Source organism: Natronoarchaeum philippinense (assembly GCF_900215575.1).
GTDB lineage: Archaea > Halobacteriota > Halobacteria > Halobacteriales > Natronoarchaeaceae > Natronoarchaeum > Natronoarchaeum philippinense.
The window spans coordinates 89,531-107,654 of sequence record NZ_OBEJ01000004.1 but is presented as its reverse complement, the minus strand read 5'-3'; the positions used below and the strand labels follow the sequence as shown (position 1 = coordinate 107,654).

Here is an 18,124-nt window from a genome sequence, read left to right as displayed (position 1 = left end):
ACGAGAGAGGTCGAACACCGCGAACGGGGCCGCGCCGACCACAACGTTGATAGAGGGATGACACCACCCGTCGATCGTATGACCGACCACAGATTCGGCGTCAGCGGCTTCGCCGACGAGATCGGGCCGGACCTCGACGAACAGCTCGATGTCCTCGAATCGCTGGGGATTTCGCGGCTCGACCTGCGGAGCGTCGGAGAGACGAACGTACTCGATCTGTCCGACCAGCAGGTCAGTCGAGTCCGGAGCGAACTGGACGAGCGAGGAATACAAGTGACATCGATCGGATCGCCGATCGGCAAGATAGCGATCACCGACGAGTTCGAGCCCCATCTGGAGCGATTCGAGCGTGCGATCGAAGTCGCCGACGCGTTCGACACCGACCGGATTCGGCTGTTTTCGTACTACGTTCCGGAGGACGACGATCCCGAACAGCACCGCGACGAGGTGCTTCGACGGATGGACGCCAAAGTCGAACGTGCCGAGGCGGCCGGCGTCACGCTACTGCACGAAAACGAGAAGGACATCTACGGCGACACGCCGGGGCGGTGTCGGGATCTGCTGACGACCATCGACTCGCCGAACTTTCGGGCGATCTTCGATCCCGCGAACTTCCTCGAAATCGGCGTCCGGCCGTATCCCGACGCCCTGTTGCAACTGATCGAGTACGTCGAGCAGTTGCACGTCAAAGACGCCCAGTTCGGCGAGCGCGGGGCGGTCGAGCCGGCCGGCGACGGCGACGGACAGATCCCTGCGACGATATCGGCGCTGGCCGATCGGGGCTTCGACGGGCCGGCGTCGCTGGAGCCACACCTAGAGCGGGCGGGCGAGCGAAGCGGGTACAGCGGCCCCGGTGGGTACGAACTCGCCGCCGAGGCGCTCTTCGAGTGCCTCGATTCTGTGGACGCGACGTACGAGTGAACCGGGCAGCTTATTCATCGGCTACCGGCGTCAGCGTGCCGTCGTCGACCATCTCCGTCAGGGCGTTCCCCTCGGCGTCGAGCGGGAGGTCGACGCGCCCGCGCCGCCGGGCGGACTCCCACGCGGCGAAGATCGGTTCCGTCGCCCGGAGCGCGTGCGCTGCCGAGACGACGGGCGTTTCGTCGGTATATACACAGTCGAGAACGTGCTCCAGCGTCGCTTTGTGAAGGTCACGCTCGTCGAACGACCGCGCGTGCCAACCGTCGCCGTCGCCCCGGTAGCGGAGGTCGGCGTCGACGCCGTCGGGGTGGACCTCGATGGCGCCAGCGTCGCCGACCAGCCGGTGAGCACAACCGATCGCCTCGGCGCCCGTGCCGAAGCCGGTGCCGGCGAGACCGGTCACGCCGTTGGGGTACGACCACGTCGCAAGGGCCTGATTCTCGTTGTGGACGCCGTATCGAACGTCCTCGCGTTCGTAGTGGACCTGGCCGAGAATCCATTCAGGACGGTGCTCGCCGGCGAAGTGGTTGCACAGGTCGAAAAAGTGCGTCCCGTAATCGTAGAGGTTCTTCCCACCCATCTCGACGCGCTGGAGGTCGCCGATCGCGCCGTCGTCGAGGAGGCGCTTGGCCTCGCGCCACGCCGGGGCGAACCGGCGCTGGTGGTTGTAGGTGAGCTGCACGCCGTGTTCGTCGGCCGCGGCGGCGGCGCGCTGGCACTCGCCCCACGTGTGGGCCATCGGCTTCTCGCAGTGGATCGCGCCCGGAGCGCCGGTTTCTGCCGCGCCGACGACGAGGTCGGCGTGCGTGGGGACGGGAGTCGTGATGCTGACGACATCGGGCTCGACGGTCCGGAGCATCTCCTCGTAGTCCTCGAACACGTTCGCGTCGGGCACGTCGTACTCCTCGGCGAACGCTTCGGCGTTCTCGCGGACGATGTCGGCGCAGGCGGCGAGGTCGCAGTTCGGAATTGCTTGGTAGGCGTCGCCGTGAAAGTACGCCATCGCGGCGCTCTCGCCCCAGACTCTGTCGTCGGGATCCGCGCCGGTACCGATGACGGCTGCTGTGTACTGAGTCATGCGCACTCCGGTGGTGCGAGCGCCGGGAATTAAATCATTCGCCGCAGAATGCCGAAAGCCGACACGCTTTTGCTCGATACGTCTCCAGAGAAATATGACGATGCCCGAGACATACCGAACAGCGATAGCCGGCGTCGGCGCCGTCGCCGAGATGCACGCGCGGTCGATCGCCGACCTCGATGCCGCGACGCTCGTTGCGGGGTCCTGCCGGACCGAGTCGACCGGCCGGGAGTTCGCGTCCGAACACGACTGCTCGTGGTACGCCGACACGGAGGGGATGCTGGACGACGCCGACCCGGACGTGCTGATAATCTGTACGCCCAGCGGGGCACATCTCGAACCAACGCTCGCGGCGGCCGAGCGGGGGATCGACGTGCTCTGCGAGAAGCCCTTGGAGATCACGACCGAGCGGATCGACCGGATGATCGACGCCGCCGAATCGGCCGACATCGCGCTCGGTGGCGTCTTCCAGCAGCGGTTCACCGACGTGTTTCAGACGGTCCACGACGCCGCCGACGAGGGACGGTTCGGGACGCTCTCGGTCGCAAACGCCTACGTGCCGTGGTGGCGCGAGGACGAGTACTACGCCGACGCGTGGCAGGGGACCGAGGACCTCGACGGCGGCGGCGCGCTGATGAACCAGTCGATCCACGGCATCGACGCGATGCAGTGGCTGGCGAGCGCCGCGATGGACCTCGACCGCGACGAGAACCCCGTCGAGGAGGTCGTCGCCTACACTGCACTTCGAGGCCACGACGACGAGTACGTCGAGGTCGAGGACACCGCCGTCGCTGCGCTTCGCTACCGAAACGGCGCGGTCGGGCAGGTGCTCGGCGCAACGTCGATGTACCCCGGTTCACTCCGGCGCGTGCAACTGGGCGGCCGCGACGGCACCGCCGAAGTTCGGGAGGACGAACTCGTCACGTGGGAGTTCCGCGACGAGCGCGACGCCGACGCGGAGATCCGCGAGACGTTCAGCGAACAGGGCGGTGCAAGCGGCGGGGCGGCCGACCCGATGGACATCGATTACGCCGACCACCGCCGAAACCTCGCGGCGTTTCTCGGCTCGCTGGACAGCGACGACCCCTACGCGCTCGACGCGACGGAAGCCCGCAAAGCGGTGGCGATCATCGAAGCGATCTACGAGTCCGCGGACGCCGGCGAGCCGGTCAGGCTGTCCTGACGACACCGGACGGGGGTCCCGTAATCTATAACTCACAGCGGGGGTCTGTGGCTAACGCATGCGAATCCTGTACATAGACATCGACTCGCTGCGCCCCGACCACCTCGGCTGTTATGGGTATCACCGCAACACGTCGCCCAACATCGACCGCATCGCCGACGGTGCCCGGCGATTTACCAACTACTACACCTCCGACGCTCCCTGTGTCCCCTCCCGGACGGCCCTGTTCACGAGTCGCTTTGGCATCCATACGGGCGTGATCAACCACGGCGGGCTGAACGCGTCGATGCGCCCGCGCGGTTCCGGCCGGGATTTCAACCTCCAGATGGACGAGTACCGGACGTGGATGACGGCGCTTCGGGACGCCGGCCTGCACACTGCACTGGTCAGCGTGTTCCCGCAGCACCACGGCGCCATTCAGGTGCTGGACGGGTTCGACGAGTGGCACCACACCGACGAGTTCCGCAGCGACCACGTCTACCCCTACGCCGAGGAGTGGATCGAGAACAACGCCGCCGACGACGACTGGTATCTGCACGTCAACTTCTGGGACCCCCACACTCCCTACAACACGCCCGAGGACTTTGGCTACCCCTTCGAGGACGAGCCGGCGCCGGAATGGCCCGACCAAGAGACCATCGAAGACCACTACGAGAGCTACGGCCCCCACAGCGCACAGGACGTACACGGCTGGGGCGGCGACACGCCGTTCCCCCGGACGCCAGAGGAGATCTCGAACCGGGAGGAGTACAAGCAGTACGTCGACGGCTACGACGTTGGCATCCGCTACGTGGACGAGTACATCGGCAAACTGCTCGACCAGCTCGAAGCCGAAGGCGTGCTCGACGAGACGCTCATCATCGTGAGTGCGGACCACGGCGAGAACATGGGCGAGCTCAACGTCTACGGCGACCACCACACCGCCGACGACAAGACGTGTCGGGTCCCCCTGATCGTCGACGGCCCCGGCGTCGAACCCGGCGTCGACGAGGAGTTCCACTACCAGATCGACTTGGCGCCGACGATCACCGAGTTCGTCGACGGCGACGTTCCGACGGGCTGGGACGGGCGCTCGTTCGCCGACTCGCTCACCGAGGGTGCGGACGACACCGGGCGCGACTACCTCGTCGTCAGTCAGGCGCCGTGGTCGTGCCAGCGCGGCGTCCGGTGGGACGACTGGCTGTTGCTCCGGACGTACCACGACGGGCTCAAGGACTTCGACCCGGTCGAGTTGTACGACCTCGACGCCGATCCTCACGAGACGACGAATCTCGCCCAAGAGAAGCCCGACGTTGCGCGCAAAGGCATCGCACTGCTCGACGAGTGGGTGAGCACGCGGCTGATGGAAACGGCGCGAGACGAGGCCGGCGGCAACGCCGACGCGCCGCGCGCGCTGACCGACCCGATGCTCGAAGTGCTCCACGAAGGCGGGCCGTTCCACGCGCGTCCGGACGAACAGCTGGAGTCGTACGCCGAACGCCTGCGCGAGACGGGGCGCGCCGAGCACGCAGCCGCTCTCGAAGAGACGCGTGGCTTCGTCGATCAGTCGATCGACGCGTATCTCGGCGGCGAGTAAGGACGCCGAATCCATCGGGCAGGCCGGTGAACGCCGACGTTCGGCGACCTGAACCGGCCCGAACGTCGTATGACAACTATTATTATAGTCAGCTCGATAATCGAGAAAGTAATCCGGATATGACAGAGAGCGACGAAACGCGATCGAGACAAGCGTCCGGCGGCGGCGAGCAGGCACAGTCAGCGAGTTCGAGAGTTGTGAGCGCGGTCGCCGCAGAGACGGACCGTGATCAGTCTCAGATGCCGCCGCTGTACGACGCTGTCGACCCCGACGCGCTCGACGCGCTCCTCGATCGCCCCTCGACGGCGATCACGTTCCGATACGCGGGACGGGACGTGACGGTCCACGCCGATGGCGGCATCGAGACGAGTGTGCGACGGGAGTAACACCTCCGGAACGACGCGGTCGACGATTTATCCACAATATTGATTATCACCGGTGAGACTGGATGCAGTATGCGGATCCTGTACATAGACATCGACTCGCTTCGTCCCGACCACCTCGGCTGTTACGGCTACCACCGCAACACGTCGCCCAACATCGACCGCATCGCCGACGGTGCCCGTCGATTCACCAACTACTACGCCTCCGACGCGCCGTGTCTGCCCTCCCGGACGGCGCTGTTTACCGGACGCCTCGGCGTCCACACGGGCGTCGTAAACCACGGCGGCGCCGCCGCCGACATCCGCTCGCCGGGCAGCGAGCGCGAGGACGGTAACCGGGGAGAGTACCAGAGTTGGATGACCGCGTTGCGACAGGCGGGGCATCACATCGCGCTCGTGAGCCCGTTCCCGCAGCGCCACGCCGCGTGGCACGTGCTGGATGGCTTCGACGAGTGGCACGACACCGGCGGGAACGGGACAGAGCGTGCGGAGGTCGTCTACCCCTACGCCGAGGAGTGGCTGGAGGACAACGCTGACGACGAGGACTGGTATCTCCACGTCAACTTCTGGGACCCCCACACCGACTACGACACGCCCGAGGAGTTCGGGAACCCCTTCGAGGACGAACCCGCACCGGCGTGGCCCGACGAGGAGACGATTCAGGAACAGCGAGAGAGCTACGGTCCCCACAGCGCGCAGGACCTGCACCACGACTACATGACCGGCGGGGAGATTCCCGAACTCCCGCGGACGCCCGACGAGATCACATCCCGCGAGGACTACAAGCAGTGGATCGACGGCTACGACGTTGGCATCCGCTACATGGACGAGTATATCGGCAAGCTACTCGATCTATTGGAGTCGAAAGGCGTCCGCGACGAGACGCTCATTATCGTGAGCGCGGACCACGGCGAGAATCAGGGCGAACTCAACGTCTACGGCGATCACCAGCTCGCAGACGACAAGACGTGTCGGGTCCCCCTGATCGTCGACGGCCCCGGCGTCGAGCCCGGCGTCGACGACGGGCTGTACTACAACGTCGATCTGGCACCGACGATCACCGAGTTGGTCGGCGGCGACGTTCCGACGGGCTGGGACGGGCGCTCGTTCGCCGACTCGCTCACCGAGGGTGCGGACGACGCCGGCCGCGAGTTCCTCGTGCTGAGTCAGGGAACGTGGACCTGCCAGCGCGCGGTCCGGTGGGACGACTGGCTGCTCATCCAGACGTACCACGACGGCTGGCGGGAGATCGACCCGCTGTTGCTCGTCGATCTCGACGCCGACCCCCACGAGACGACGAATCTCGCCGACGAGCATCCGGAGGTCGTCGAACGAGGCCTCTCCTTGCTCCAGCGGTGGCATAGCGACCGGATGCTCGAAAATGCGACCGGGGACGCGGGCGGCCTCCCCGAATCGCGGGAGGGACTCGTCGATCCCCTGCTGCAGGTCGTCAACGAGGGGCTGCCGTACTACCAGCGCGGGTTCCGGGAGGACTACGCCGAGCGCCTGCGCGAGACCGGCCGCGAAGCCCACGCGAAATCGGTCGAGCAGGCAGACGGCGTGCAGTACCACACTGACGACCTGCAGCCGCCGGTTCGATAGCCGGCGCAGGTCGACAGTGGATACGGCACCGATCGCCGGGTAGTCCGAAGGAACTTTGACCCGGTCCATCGAACTCGCTTTCATGGCAAACGACCTGTCAGTGCTGATTATCGGCGGCAATCGCTTTCCGTTCCATCGCTTCGATCGCGTCGGACCGCAGCTCGCGGACGCTCTGAACGAGCACGGCATCGAGACGACGCTGACGACCGATCGAGACGAACTGTCGGCGCTCAACGAGTACGACGTGGTGCTCGACTACATGACAGACAGCACGCTCGAGGAAAAACAGCTCGACGGACTGCTCACGTTCGTCGAGACCGGCGGCGGCTACGTCGGCCTGCACTGCGCGGCGGACCTGTCCTCGACGGCGTCGGACGACCCCGACGAGCTGATCGACGCCCGCGAGGAGCCGGTGCCCGAGCTTCGGGAACTGCTCGGCGGGTATTTCCACACGCATCCGGCCCAGACGACGTTCGACGTGCGCGTGACCGACAGCCACCATCCGGTCACGGCGGGGATGGAGGACGTGACCGTCTGGGACGAACCCTACGACGTGAGCGTCGACAGCGATGACGTTCGCGTGCTCGCGCGAATGGACCACCCCGATCTGGGCGATACGCCGGTCGTGTGGGTCCGCAAGCACGGCGACGGCCGCGTCTGTTACTGCTCGCTGGGCCACACCGACGCCGCGCTGTCGGACGGCGGCGTCCAGCAGTTGCTCCGGCGGGGCGTCGGCTGGGCGGGCGGGGCAGACTGAAACCCAAGCGGAAACCCGAGGCAACGGCGTTCGGAAAATTCTTTGAGTGGGCGGCTCTCGCAGGAGAGTATGGCGACGACAGTTACGGTCTGGAACGAGTACGTACACGAGCGAGAGCACGAGGCAGTCGCGGACCTGTATCCGGACGGAATCCACGGCGCGATCGCGGACGCGCTCGGCGATGCCGGCTTCGAGACGCAAACGGCGACGCTCGACGACGAGGAGCACGGACTGACCGAGGAGGTTCTCGACGAGACGGACGTGTTGACGTGGTGGGGCCACGCCGCCCACGACGAGGTCGAAGAGCACGTCGCCGAGCGCGTCAAACAGCACGTGCTCGACGGGATGGGACTGCTGGTGCTTCACTCGGCGCACCTCTCGAAGCCGTTCCGGAAGCTCATGGGAACCAGTTGCGGGCTCAAGTGGCGCGAAGCCGCCGAGACCGAGCGCCTGTGGGTGACGAACCCCGCCCATCCCATCGCCGACGGGATCGACGACTACTTCGAGGTGCCCGAAGCCGAGATGTACGGCGAGCACTTCGACGTGCCAGAACCCGACTCGCTCGTGTTCACGTCGTGGTTCGAGGGCGGCGAGGTGTTCCGGTCGGGCTGTTGTTACCACCGCGGACAGGGGCGCGTGTTTTACTTCCGGCCGGGCCACGAGACGTATCCGGTGTACCATCAAGAGGAAGTACAACACGTGCTGGCCAACGCCTGCGAATGGGCCACACAGGAGGATGGGTCTGGCGTCGTACGCGGGAACCACGACCCGATCGAGGACCTCGACACGTCCGACGATCGAACGGTGCACTGACGCCGACACTCGGACCGCACAGAAGAAGCGGTGAAAGAACGACCTTACAGCTCGATTCGCCGGCCGTCGTCCTCGTCACTTCGCTGAATGGCGTCGATGACGCGCTGGACCGCGAGGCCGTCCTCGAAGTCGGGGCGGTGCTCGCCACCCTCCTCGATCGCCGAGAGGAAGGAGGCGTACTCGTGGACGAACGTGTGCTCCCAGCCGATGTTGTGGCCGGGGGGCCACCACCGGTCGCCGTAGGGATCGTCGTGCTCGTTCATCAGCACGCGACGGTAGCCGCGGTCGTCTTCGAGCGAGACCTTGATCTCGTTGAGGCGTTCGAGCTCGAACTTCAGCGACCCCTTCGTCCCGTGGATCTCGACGTAGTTGTTGTTGCGCTCGCCGAAGGCCGCGCGCGTGGCTTCGAGCACGCCCATCGCGCCGTTTTCGAAGTCGACCTGCGCGGAGTAGGCGTCGTCGACCTCGATCTCTCGCATCTCGTCGTCCTTCCACGGCACCGGACGCTCCTCGACGAACGTTCGGCAGTTACCGCTGACGCGCTCGAAGTCGCCGACGAGAAAGCGCGCGAGGTCGATCGTGTGCGAGCCGATGTCGCCGAGCGCGCCCGCGCCGGCTTTCTCCTTGGAGACTCGCCACGACCAGCCGGCGTCGGGATTCCGCGCCAGATGGCCCTGCATGTATCGGCCGGTGAAGTGTCGGATGTCGCCGAGTTCGCCGGCGTCGATCAGATCCTTGGCGTACTGGATCGCCGGGACGAACCGATAGTTGAAACCTGTCGCCGCGACGGCGTCGCTCTGGCGGGCGGCCTCGGCCATCCGTTCAGCGCCCTCGACCGACGCCGCCAGCGGCTTCTCCGAGAGCACGTGGACGCCGTTTTCGAGGGCGGCAATCGAGGGCTCGACGTGCATGTAGTTCGGACCGAGGTTGCAGAACACGTCGACATCGTCGACGGCGTCCTCCCAGTCGGTCGTCGTCGTCTCGAAATCGAAGCGATCTGCGGCCTCTGCGAGCGGTTCCTCCCGGCGGCCGACCAGCACGTAGCGCTCGGTCTCGGGAAGTTCGGGGAAGAACATCGGCAGCCGATCGAGCGCGTTGCTGTGTGCGGTGCCCATGAACGTGTACCCCAGCATACCGACGCGAAGCGTCACGCCGCATCACCGCCGTTCAGGACCGGGTACTCGCCGAGCGTCGCCGAGCCGTGTGCGATCTTGTCGGGGTAGTCGCGGTCGCCCTCGTCCTCGTAGATCAGCCACTCGACGCCCTGTTCGTCGGCGGCGTCGATCACGCCGTCGAGATCGAGGTCGGCGTCGCCCAGCTGCGCGAACTCCTCACTCTCGAAGTCCATGTCCTTGAGATGGATCAGCGGGATGCGATCGCCGTACGTCTCGATGAACTCGACGGGCGAGACGCCACCGACGCCGACCCACGCCACGTCGACCTCGAACTGAATACGGTCGTCGAGATGCTCCGCAAAGATGTCGAAGGCCGTCCGGCCGTCGAACTCGACGAACTCGTGATCGTGGTTGTGATAACACAGCGTGATACCGTGCTCGTCGAGCGCGCCGACACAGTCAGAGAGCATTTCGGCGGTCTCGACGGTCGTTTCTGCCGACTCGAAATACTCGTCGGGGAGCCAGCCGAGGACGACGCGGTCGACACCGGCGGCCTCGCAGGCGGGCAGTAGTTCCTCCTCGGGATCCTGCACGGCGCCGAGACCGGTCATGATGCTCGTGACCTCGAGGTCGCTGTCGGCCAGCACTGACTGAAACGTCTCGTCGGTCGCCAGCGCGGTGCCGGCTTCGACGCCGTCGTACGTGCCGTCGTCGATACGTCCAACGTAGTCCCGGATCGGGCTTTCGGGACTGTTACCCATGATTATGGCAGAGCGAACCATGGGAGAGGGGAGAAACTGCCAGTATAAATCGTTTTATCATTTTGTCGGGTACAGTGACTGATCTGGCCCTCCCTGCAGTCGGTTTCTCTCGACAGAGATCTGCATCTAACCCAAAGTATTATGCGGCAGTGTAGAGCTAAGAGAAGTGAGTCACTGATGACACAGCACACGGTAGCCTTTGTCGGAACTGGAAAGCCACAGGGAGAAGATGCGACCGGGTTTGCGATGGCGTACAAACACGCCGAAGCGTACGACGCCCTCGAAAACTGTGAGATCGTCGCTTGTGCCGACATCGTTCGCGAGAACGCCGAAGCGTTCGCCGACACGAATGGAATCGACGACGGGCACGTGTATGAGGACTATGAAGAGATGCTCTCGGAGGCCGAGCCGGACATCGTCAGCGTCACCGTCCCACCGGCCATCCACTCCGACATCGTTCTGGGCTGCGTTCGCAGCGGCGTCGTCGAGGCGGTCCACTGCGAGAAGCCGATGGCAGACGATTGGAACGACTGCGTCGAGATGGTCGACGCCGCCGAGGAGTACGACGTGCAGTTGACGTTCAACCACCAGCGTCGCATGGGCACGCCGTTCCGGAAAGCGAAGGAACTGCTCGACGACGGTGAGATCGGCGAACTGGAGCGCGTGGAGTTCGCCGCCGCGAACCTGTTCGATTACGGCACCCACTCGTTCGACCTGTGTAACTTCTACAACGACGAGTGCGACAGCGAGTGGGTGATGGCACAGATCGAGTACAGCGAGGAGAACGTCCTGTTCGGCGCGCACAACACGAATGAGGCGATCGTCCAGTGGAAGTACGACAACGGCGTGTTCGGGTACGGGGCGACGGGCGCCGGCACCGTCGCAGAAGCAGTCGGCTGTCACCACCGGTTGGTCGGAACGGAAGGCCGTATCGAAGTCGGCGTCGGCTTCTGTAGCAGCGACGACGGGCCGACGCTCCGAATAAAGCGATCGAGCGACGACGACTGGGAGACGATCGACGTGGGCGAGGCGGGTGTCCACGGGCCGGATTTCCACGAGGCCGCGATCGAACACCTCGTCACGTCGCTGGACGAAGGAACCGAACCGGAACTGAGCGGGCAGAACGCGCTGCGAGCGACCGGCCTGATCTTCGGAGCGTGGGAGTCCGCGCGACAGCGCAGTCGTGTCGACTTCCCGCTAGATGTCGACGGGAACCCGCTCGAATCGATGATCGAAAGCGGCGAGCTACAGCCCCAGCAGAGCGATTAGCCGGAGAACGTCGGTAGTACGGTCACCGGTCGTCGACGCACACTGACGGGGGATCCCCGTCCGAAAGTGTTCTCTCCGGAACCAAAACGTCTATCAGATCACAAGTAGAGTATAACCTATGGTGAACACGGCAATACAGCTTTACACTCTCCACGATTTCGATGTCTCCGAGCCGACGAAGATTCATATCGCCTCGGAAACCGAGGTCGACGGCGTCGAGCTAGAGTTCTGGGGCTTTCCGCCCGACTCGACGATGAACGCTCTGGAGGAGACGAATCTCGATGTCGCCGCGCTGTCGGTCGGTCGAGAGGACATCGAGGAGTCGATCGACGAGATCGAGCGGTCCTGCAACGCACTCGATTGCGATACCGTGATTCTCGGCCATCTCAGCGAAGAGGCGTTCGAATCAGCACACGCAACCAAAGAGACCGCCGCGACGCTATCGGAGTTCAGCAAGCAGTTCCGCGAGCGCGGGCTGGAGTTGCTGTACCACACCCACCGCCACGAGTTCGCCAGCCTCGGCGATCGGACGCACTTCGATCTACTGCTCGAAGAGGTCGACGACAGCGTGAAGTTCGAACTGGATCTCGGGTGGGTGGGCGTCGCCGGCGTCGATCCCTACGAGCTGCTCGAAACCGTCGGAGATCGGGTGCCGTCGATCCATCTCAAGGACATGGACTTCGAGACCGAAGCGTTCGTCAATCTCGGAGAGGGCGACCTCGACGTCGAACGGGCGGCCATGACCGCGATCGACGAAGGCGTCGACTGGCTCGTCTACGAGCACGAGGATCCGTCCGATCCGGTCGAGTCAGTCGTCACGGGCGCCTCGAAGCTAGAGAAGTTCAAGCGATTGACCACCACGCGCTGATTCGGCTTCGACGCCGCGCCGTCAGGCGAACATCGTAACTGCTTGCGACAGGCCGCCCGCAGAGGGAGAGATTTTCTCGGATCGACACCGCCGAAAGGCGTCGTTCGACCTCGCCGCAACCAGCATCGGAGATTACAGCGAAAACTGCTCGCGTTCGAGCAGATGCTCGGGGCGAGAGCCGACGGGATCGGCGTGGAAATACTCGCGGAGCGCCCCATCGGTAAGGGCGTTGGCCAGCCCCGAAAGGAGCATCCCCTGATCGAGCGAGTAGTACTTCTCGGTGACTTCGCCGGTCTCGGCGTTGACCGAATCGTACAGCCCGTAGGGACCGTCGACACCGAGTTCGACCAACGAGTCGAGCGCCTCGGCGGCCGCCTCGGGATCGTACATCGCGGCGAGGCCAACGGCGTGGGGCGTCACCCACGGTCCACCTTCGTAGCGCCCGTCCCACTCGCCCAGCTGCGGGACGCCGAAGGTGCCGTATCCGTCCGGAAGCCCACACGAGGACAGCCCCCAGACGGGCCAGTCGTTTTCGGCCGCGAAGGCGCGGTGAGCCTGAACGTGGTTGTAGTTGTTCGGCGCCCACGCGCCGGGGCTGAGCTCCTTTTCCTTGATGAACAGCGAGGGCATCAACGCCTCGAACATCGCTCCGCCCCACGTCGGGACGGCCCGGTTACCCGCGTACTCGTAGCAGCCCTCGAACACCTCGACGCCGTCGTAGCTCCGCCACTCGCCGTCAGGACGTTGCTGGTACTCCGATTCGTCCGGGAGCGCGGTCCTGCGCGGCTGCCACCAGTGCGATTCCGGGAAGTCACCCTTCCCGATGGCGACGTAGCTGGCAACGCGAGGTTCGCTGTTGATCTGGTCGTACGCCCACTCGCTGAACCCCGGACCGTCACCGTCACGGTCGAAGTAGTACGCGCCCAGCATCGTGCCGTCGTCCGCGAGAAAGCCCGAATAGTCCTCGGCTTCGAGCAGCGATCGAGCGGCGTCGTGAAGGTCGGGGAACGCCTGTGCAACGACAGCAAACGCGGCAGTCAGGTGGCCGTTGTCGACCGTCGAAATGTGGCGCGCCGACTCGTGAACCGCAAGCGATCCATCTTCGGCGTCGTACCAGCGGTAGAACAGACCGTTCCACTTCTCGACGCCTTCGAGCGTCGAGAGCGTCGTGCGAAGCCGGTCGCGGGCCGTCGAGTTCTCGATGATGTCGAGCTCGGCGGCGGCGACCGTACTGAGCATATCCATCGCTACGTTCGATGGCGAGGTTCGAGTATCGATGTCGACGACATCACCGTCGTCGAGGACGACGTTGTCCGGGATCAGCCCGGCGTCGGTTTCGAACGTCTCGAAGAAGCGATATGCGTCGCTGACGACTGTTCGCATGCATTCGTCGGTCGAACTACGGGCGACACCGCCGTCGGTCAGCAACGTCGCGTCGTCCCCCGAACGGCGAGAGGTACTACAATCGCGTTCGCGCGGCGTCGACGCTCGACGCTGCGAACTTCCAGTCTTTGTCATGGGACAGCGTAGTCCAACAGAACGAGAGCAATTATAAACGATGTGGTTGGCATCGTATGGTGTGTGTGAAGTTGGAGTAGATCTATTTCCGACAATGATGGATGAATAACCATGATATTTCAGTAATAGGGGAAACAGGATGGAGAGTATATAAACAAAGCAGGGGTGTAGACAAAATAGATCCGACGCTGTCGGATACAATATGATGGTAATGGCCGACAGAAATGGAACTTTGTCATCGGAAAACCGCAATACTGCGTCGGTATGACTGGTATCGTAGACAGACCTCGTTGCTATAATTCTACCCCATGTATTTAGAAAACTTTCTCATTCAGTCACTAGGTCCTAAATATCGGCAAATAACCCGATATAGAACTCGAAGCAGGAAGGAGAGTCCCGCGATAGTGAACGCCGTATAGAACAGGCTGTAGAGACCGTAATGAGCTGTTTTTGAGACGGAAGATCGTTAAAGAGGCCTGTGAGAGTCCGTGTCACGGAGAATGGATCTGAGAACTGCCTCCACAGCCGCTGTAGACAGCCTGAGTCGTACAATCCATCATCATTGAAAGATTTATACACCCGGAAGACATGAACAGGGAATATGACTGAAAACAGCGAGATAAAGGCGGTTCAAACGGCTTTCGAGGTCGTCAGCGAGATACGGGAAGCCGACGGGGCGGTCGGCGTCTCCGAACTCGCCAGACAGTTAGACATCCCGGTGAGTACGGTCCACAGCCATCTCAAGACGCTCCACGACTGTGAGTACGTGGTTCGCCGTGAGCAGAAGTACGACATCGGCTATCGATTTCTCGAAGACGGCGGACACCGCCGAAGCCAGACGCGGCTGTATCAGTACGCAAAACCGAAGGTCGACCAGCTCGCCGACGAGTTCGAGGACAAGGTGAGCCTCTGTGTGTTCGATCACGGCTACTCGGCACACGTCTACATCGCCAAAGGGGACGAAACCGTTGAGACAGATACGTTCACAGGAGTGAGACTACCGATCCACACTTCGGCCGGCGGAAAAGCTATCCTCGCAAGTCTTCCCGAGGAGCGCGTCGAGGACGTCATTGAGCGACGGGGGCTCGACGAACACGGCCCGAATACGATCACGTCGCGCGAAGAGCTACTGACGGAGCTAGACCAGATTCGAGAGGAAGAGATGGCATACGGCCGCCAAGAGCGAATCGAAGGTATTCGGAGCGTCGCTGCACCGATCACACAGGAGGGAGATCAGCCCGACGCGGCGATCAGCGTCGCCGCCCCGATCAGTCGGATGACCGGAGAGCGATTCGAGGAGACGATCCCGGAGCGCCTGACCAACATCGCACAGACGATCAGCATCAAACTCAGATACGCCTGAGCGCCGGTAGCGATTGACTCGCCGCAAACGCCGACCGGGCCCCGAACGATCGGAGCCGCTACCCCAAGGCTTTTTCAACTCGCCCGGGACAACATAGCATAATGTCCCAAAAGCAACCAAAACAACAGACTGCTACCCTCCGCGTGCGAAACGTCGGCGGGATCGACGAAACCGAACTATCTATCGAACCGGGCGTCACGGCGCTGACCGGACGCAACGCGACGAACCGAACGTCGCTGCTACAGGCATTCATGGCGGCGCTCGGGAGCGACGCCGCGACGCTGAAAGCCGACGCAGAGGAAGGCCGTGCCGAGTTGGAGATCGGCGGCGAAACGTACGACAGGACGCTCACTCGCGCGGGCAGCAGCATCGTCACGGACGGTGAGCCGTACCTCGAAGACCCACAACAGGCCGAGCTGTTCGCGTTTCTCCTAGAGTCGAACGACGCGCGAAGGGCGGTGATGACGAAAGGCGACCTGCGGGAGATCATCCTCCAGCCCGTCGACACCGAAGCGATCGAATCCAACATACGGCGTCGAGCGAACGAGAAGCGAGAGATCACACAGGACATCGAACGGCTCGACGACCTGAAGGATAGGTTGCCCGAACTCGAAGAAGAACGGACGAAGCTCGAATCGAAGATCGACGACAAGCGCTCGGAGCTAGAGGACGTACAGGAGACGATCGAAGCGACGGACGCCGAACAACAAGAGCAAAGCGACAAACCCGACGAGTTAGACGAGAAGCTCGACGAACTGAGCGAGTTGCGGTCGTCGCTCGAAGACGTACGGTTCGACCTAGAGACCGAACGCGAGAGCCTCGAAGCGATACAGGACAATCGTGCGGAGCTGCTCGACGAGCGCGAAGCGCTATCGGTCGACGATACGAGAGACGTGAGCGAGATCGAGGCCGAGATCGAGCGACTACAGAGCCGCGAGCAGAGCCTCGATGAGGCGGTGCGACAGCTCCAAAACATCGTCCAGTTCAACGAGGAGATGCTCGAGGGAACCCACCCGGAAGTGCGCGAAGCGCTCTCGACGGAGGACGATAGCGGGACGTTGACCGATCAGCTGGTCGACGACGGGGTCGTGACGTGCTGGACGTGCGGATCCGAGGTCGAGCGGGAGACGATCGAAGCGACGATCGACCGGGTTCGATCGCTCCAGCAATCGAAGCTCAACGAGCAAAAACAGGTCGAGGACGAGATCGAAACGCTTCGAGCGGATCGCGACGAAATCGAGCAAGTGCGAGAGCGCAAGGAGCGGCTGACAAGAGAGATCGAAAGCGCGGACAACGAGATCGAAACGCGAGAAGAACGGATCGAGGAGCTACGAGAACAGCGCTCGGAGCTAGAAGCCGACATCGAGCTCGTCGAAGACGAGGTCGACGAACTCGAATCCGAGACGAGCGAACAGGACGACGCCGACGAGGGAGAAAGCCTGCTGGATCTGAACAAGCGGGCGAACCAGCTCGAGTTCGAACTCGGACGACTGGAGCGAGAGCTCGAAACCACAGTCGAGGAGATCGAAGAGATCGAAGCCGAACTCGAAACGGAATCCGAACTCAAGGAGCGACGCGAGGAGATCGTCGAGGAACTCGAGACGCTACGGACGCGCATCGAGCGCATCGAGCAGGACGCGATCGACTCGTTCAACGAGCAGATGGACGCACTGCTCGACGTGCTCGCGTACGACAACCTCGCCCGGATCTGGATCGAGCGAGTGGCAGACACAGGTAGCTCGGGCGGACGCGGCGTCGAGCAGGCCTCGTTCTCGCTGCACGTCGTCCGGAGCACCGACGACGGGCAGGCCTACGAGGACACGATCGACCACCTCAGCGAGAGCGAGCGCGAGGTGACGGGGCTGGTGTTCGCGCTGGCGGGCTATCTCGCCCACGAGGTGTACGAGACGGTGCCGTTCATGCTACTGGACTCGCTGGAAGCCATCGACTCCGACCGGATCGCCCTGCTGATCGAACACTTCGAGGAGTTTACCGACTTCCTCGTCGTTGCGCTCCTGCCCGAAGACTCCGCAGCGCTGCCGGACCGCCACGACCGGATCCGCGAAATCTGAGAGAGACGGTCCGGGGCGGTCCCATAACAAAAGTTGTTTTGTTAGGCTTTCTGACGGCGAGAGATAAAACTCATAACAGAAGTTGTCCTGTTAGGGTTTCCCGCCGCACTCGCACGACCCACGCCGGAACAGTTCGGCAGCGTCGTACTGCTTCCCACAGGACTCACAGAGAACCTGAACGTCGGCGAGGATGCGGTGGGGGCCGATCTCCAGACGGTCAGTGTTCACGAGACGGTCGACCTTGCTGTCGGTGATCGTGGCAGTCCGCTGGCGAAGCTGTTCGACGTTTTGGGCTTCAGTTTCTCTGACCTCCTCGTCGTCACCGTCGGGAAGCGAGGCACCGCGATAGTTCGTCAGATAGGTCCGAACAGCCTGGTAGGAGGCGAAGTCGTCAGTCAACGAGTCGACATCGACGCCCTGACGTTCCAGACGCCGCGCGACCTGTGTCTGCTCGCCCGCGCTGCCGGCGTCGCCGTTGAGGATCTCGTATAGATGCTGAACGTCGTCAGTAAGCGTCTCGACGTCTGCGTCTGCCAGCGCAGCGCGGACGACGTGCTCGTTGAGCCGATCGGCGAGGTCTCGGAGACTCTCCCTGTCGTCCGGCTGTGTCCAGCGTGCTTCGAGTTCGTCACCGAACCCGTCGAGGTCGTATTTTTGAATGATGCGTGCGACTTTGGGTGCAGGTCCGGGACCGGAACTACGATCGTTCATTATGACCTGTTTTCTCGGGCAGGCGAATAGTAGTTTCGGTGTCAAAAGGACCGAGAAGAAGAGGAAGAAGAAGAGGGACTGTCCCCCCGAGCTTCGATCGTGACGAGGCTGGTGAGAAATATATGGTTTGTTGA

General features: G+C 63.3%; 16 protein-coding genes. 11 read left to right on the top strand and 5 right to left on the bottom strand.

Features of this window, described 5'->3' with window-relative positions; translation table 11 throughout:
* Positions 1-78 precede the first annotated feature (78 nt).
* Positions 79-921, top strand: coding sequence for a sugar phosphate isomerase/epimerase family protein (locus tag CRO01_RS13865; RefSeq protein ID WP_097009759.1), 843 nt, complete (start codon positions 79-81; stop codon positions 919-921).
* 10 nt (positions 922-931) lie between these two features.
* Here CRO01_RS13865 and CRO01_RS13860 read toward each other — a convergent pair whose 3' ends face one another.
* Complete coding sequence (locus CRO01_RS13860) at positions 932-1,999, bottom strand: Gfo/Idh/MocA family protein (protein ID WP_097009758.1); 1,068 nt, start codon at positions 1,997-1,999, stop codon at positions 932-934.
* A 100-nt stretch (positions 2,000-2,099) separates the two neighbouring features.
* Between CRO01_RS13860 and CRO01_RS13855 the strand changes: the two genes are divergently transcribed.
* The 6 genes from CRO01_RS13855 (at position 2,100) to CRO01_RS13830 (ending at position 8,313) form a co-directional block, all read left to right on the top strand.
* Entirely contained in the window at positions 2,100-3,182 is a 1,083-nt protein-coding gene (locus tag CRO01_RS13855; RefSeq protein WP_097009792.1) for a Gfo/Idh/MocA family protein, read from the top strand.
* Positions 3,183-3,240: 58 nt separating this feature from the next.
* A complete protein-coding gene (locus CRO01_RS13850) occupies positions 3,241-4,758 on the top strand; it encodes a sulfatase family protein (RefSeq protein WP_097009757.1) in 1,518 nt (505 codons plus the stop codon).
* Between the two features lie 119 nt (positions 4,759-4,877).
* Positions 4,878-5,144, top strand: a complete 267-nt coding sequence (locus CRO01_RS13845) for a HalOD1 output domain-containing protein (RefSeq protein WP_179747496.1) — start codon at positions 4,878-4,880, stop codon at positions 5,142-5,144.
* A gap of 69 nt (positions 5,145-5,213) precedes the next feature.
* Positions 5,214-6,743: a sulfatase gene (locus CRO01_RS13840; RefSeq protein ID WP_097009756.1), complete on the top strand. Its 1,530-nt coding sequence runs from the start codon at positions 5,214-5,216 to the stop codon at positions 6,741-6,743.
* Between the two features lie 82 nt (positions 6,744-6,825).
* Complete coding sequence (locus tag CRO01_RS13835; RefSeq protein WP_097009755.1) at positions 6,826-7,500, top strand: ThuA domain-containing protein; 675 nt, start codon at positions 6,826-6,828, stop codon at positions 7,498-7,500.
* A 69-nt stretch (positions 7,501-7,569) separates the two neighbouring features.
* Complete coding sequence (locus CRO01_RS13830) at positions 7,570-8,313, top strand: ThuA domain-containing protein (protein ID WP_097009754.1); 744 nt, start codon at positions 7,570-7,572, stop codon at positions 8,311-8,313.
* Between the two features lie 44 nt (positions 8,314-8,357).
* Here the strand turns inward: CRO01_RS13830 and CRO01_RS13825 are convergent, their stop codons facing one another.
* Positions 8,358-9,446 carry a Gfo/Idh/MocA family protein gene (locus CRO01_RS13825; RefSeq protein WP_375097347.1) on the bottom strand — a complete coding sequence of 363 codons (1,089 nt, stop codon included), beginning with the start codon at positions 9,444-9,446 and terminating at the stop codon, positions 8,358-8,360.
* 14 nt (positions 9,447-9,460) lie between these two features.
* A complete protein-coding gene (locus CRO01_RS13820) occupies positions 9,461-10,210 on the bottom strand; it encodes a sugar phosphate isomerase/epimerase family protein (protein ID WP_097009752.1) in 750 nt (249 codons plus the stop codon).
* Between the two features lie 156 nt (positions 10,211-10,366).
* Between CRO01_RS13820 and CRO01_RS13815 the strand changes: the two genes are divergently transcribed.
* Together CRO01_RS13815 and CRO01_RS13810 are read left to right on the top strand one after the other, a co-directional pair.
* The gene (locus CRO01_RS13815) at positions 10,367-11,458 is read left to right on the top strand and encodes a Gfo/Idh/MocA family protein (protein WP_097009751.1); all 1,092 of its coding nucleotides are present in this window, start codon (positions 10,367-10,369) and stop codon (positions 11,456-11,458) included.
* A gap of 118 nt (positions 11,459-11,576) precedes the next feature.
* Positions 11,577-12,326, top strand: a complete 750-nt coding sequence (locus tag CRO01_RS13810; protein WP_097009750.1) for a sugar phosphate isomerase/epimerase family protein — start codon at positions 11,577-11,579, stop codon at positions 12,324-12,326.
* A 132-nt stretch (positions 12,327-12,458) separates the two neighbouring features.
* On the opposite strand, the gene CRO01_RS13805 is transcribed toward CRO01_RS13810, so the two are convergent.
* Positions 12,459-13,709 carry a glucoamylase family protein gene (locus CRO01_RS13805; protein WP_179747495.1) on the bottom strand — a complete coding sequence of 417 codons (1,251 nt, stop codon included), beginning with the start codon at positions 13,707-13,709 and terminating at the stop codon, positions 12,459-12,461.
* Between the two features lie 736 nt (positions 13,710-14,445).
* Between CRO01_RS13805 and CRO01_RS13800 the strand changes: the two genes are divergently transcribed.
* Both CRO01_RS13800 and CRO01_RS13795 read left to right on the top strand, forming a co-directional pair.
* Entirely contained in the window at positions 14,446-15,207 is a 762-nt protein-coding gene (locus CRO01_RS13800) for an IclR family transcriptional regulator (protein ID WP_097009748.1), read from the top strand.
* 101 nt (positions 15,208-15,308) lie between these two features.
* Positions 15,309-17,279: an archaea-specific SMC-related protein gene (locus CRO01_RS13795; RefSeq protein ID WP_097009747.1), complete on the top strand. Its 1,971-nt coding sequence runs from the start codon at positions 15,309-15,311 to the stop codon at positions 17,277-17,279.
* 90 nt (positions 17,280-17,369) lie between these two features.
* Here CRO01_RS13795 and rdfA read toward each other — a convergent pair whose 3' ends face one another.
* Complete coding sequence (gene rdfA / locus CRO01_RS13790; protein ID WP_097009746.1) at positions 17,370-17,990, bottom strand: rod-determining factor RdfA; 621 nt, start codon at positions 17,988-17,990, stop codon at positions 17,370-17,372.
* Positions 17,991-18,124: the final 134 nt, after the last annotated feature.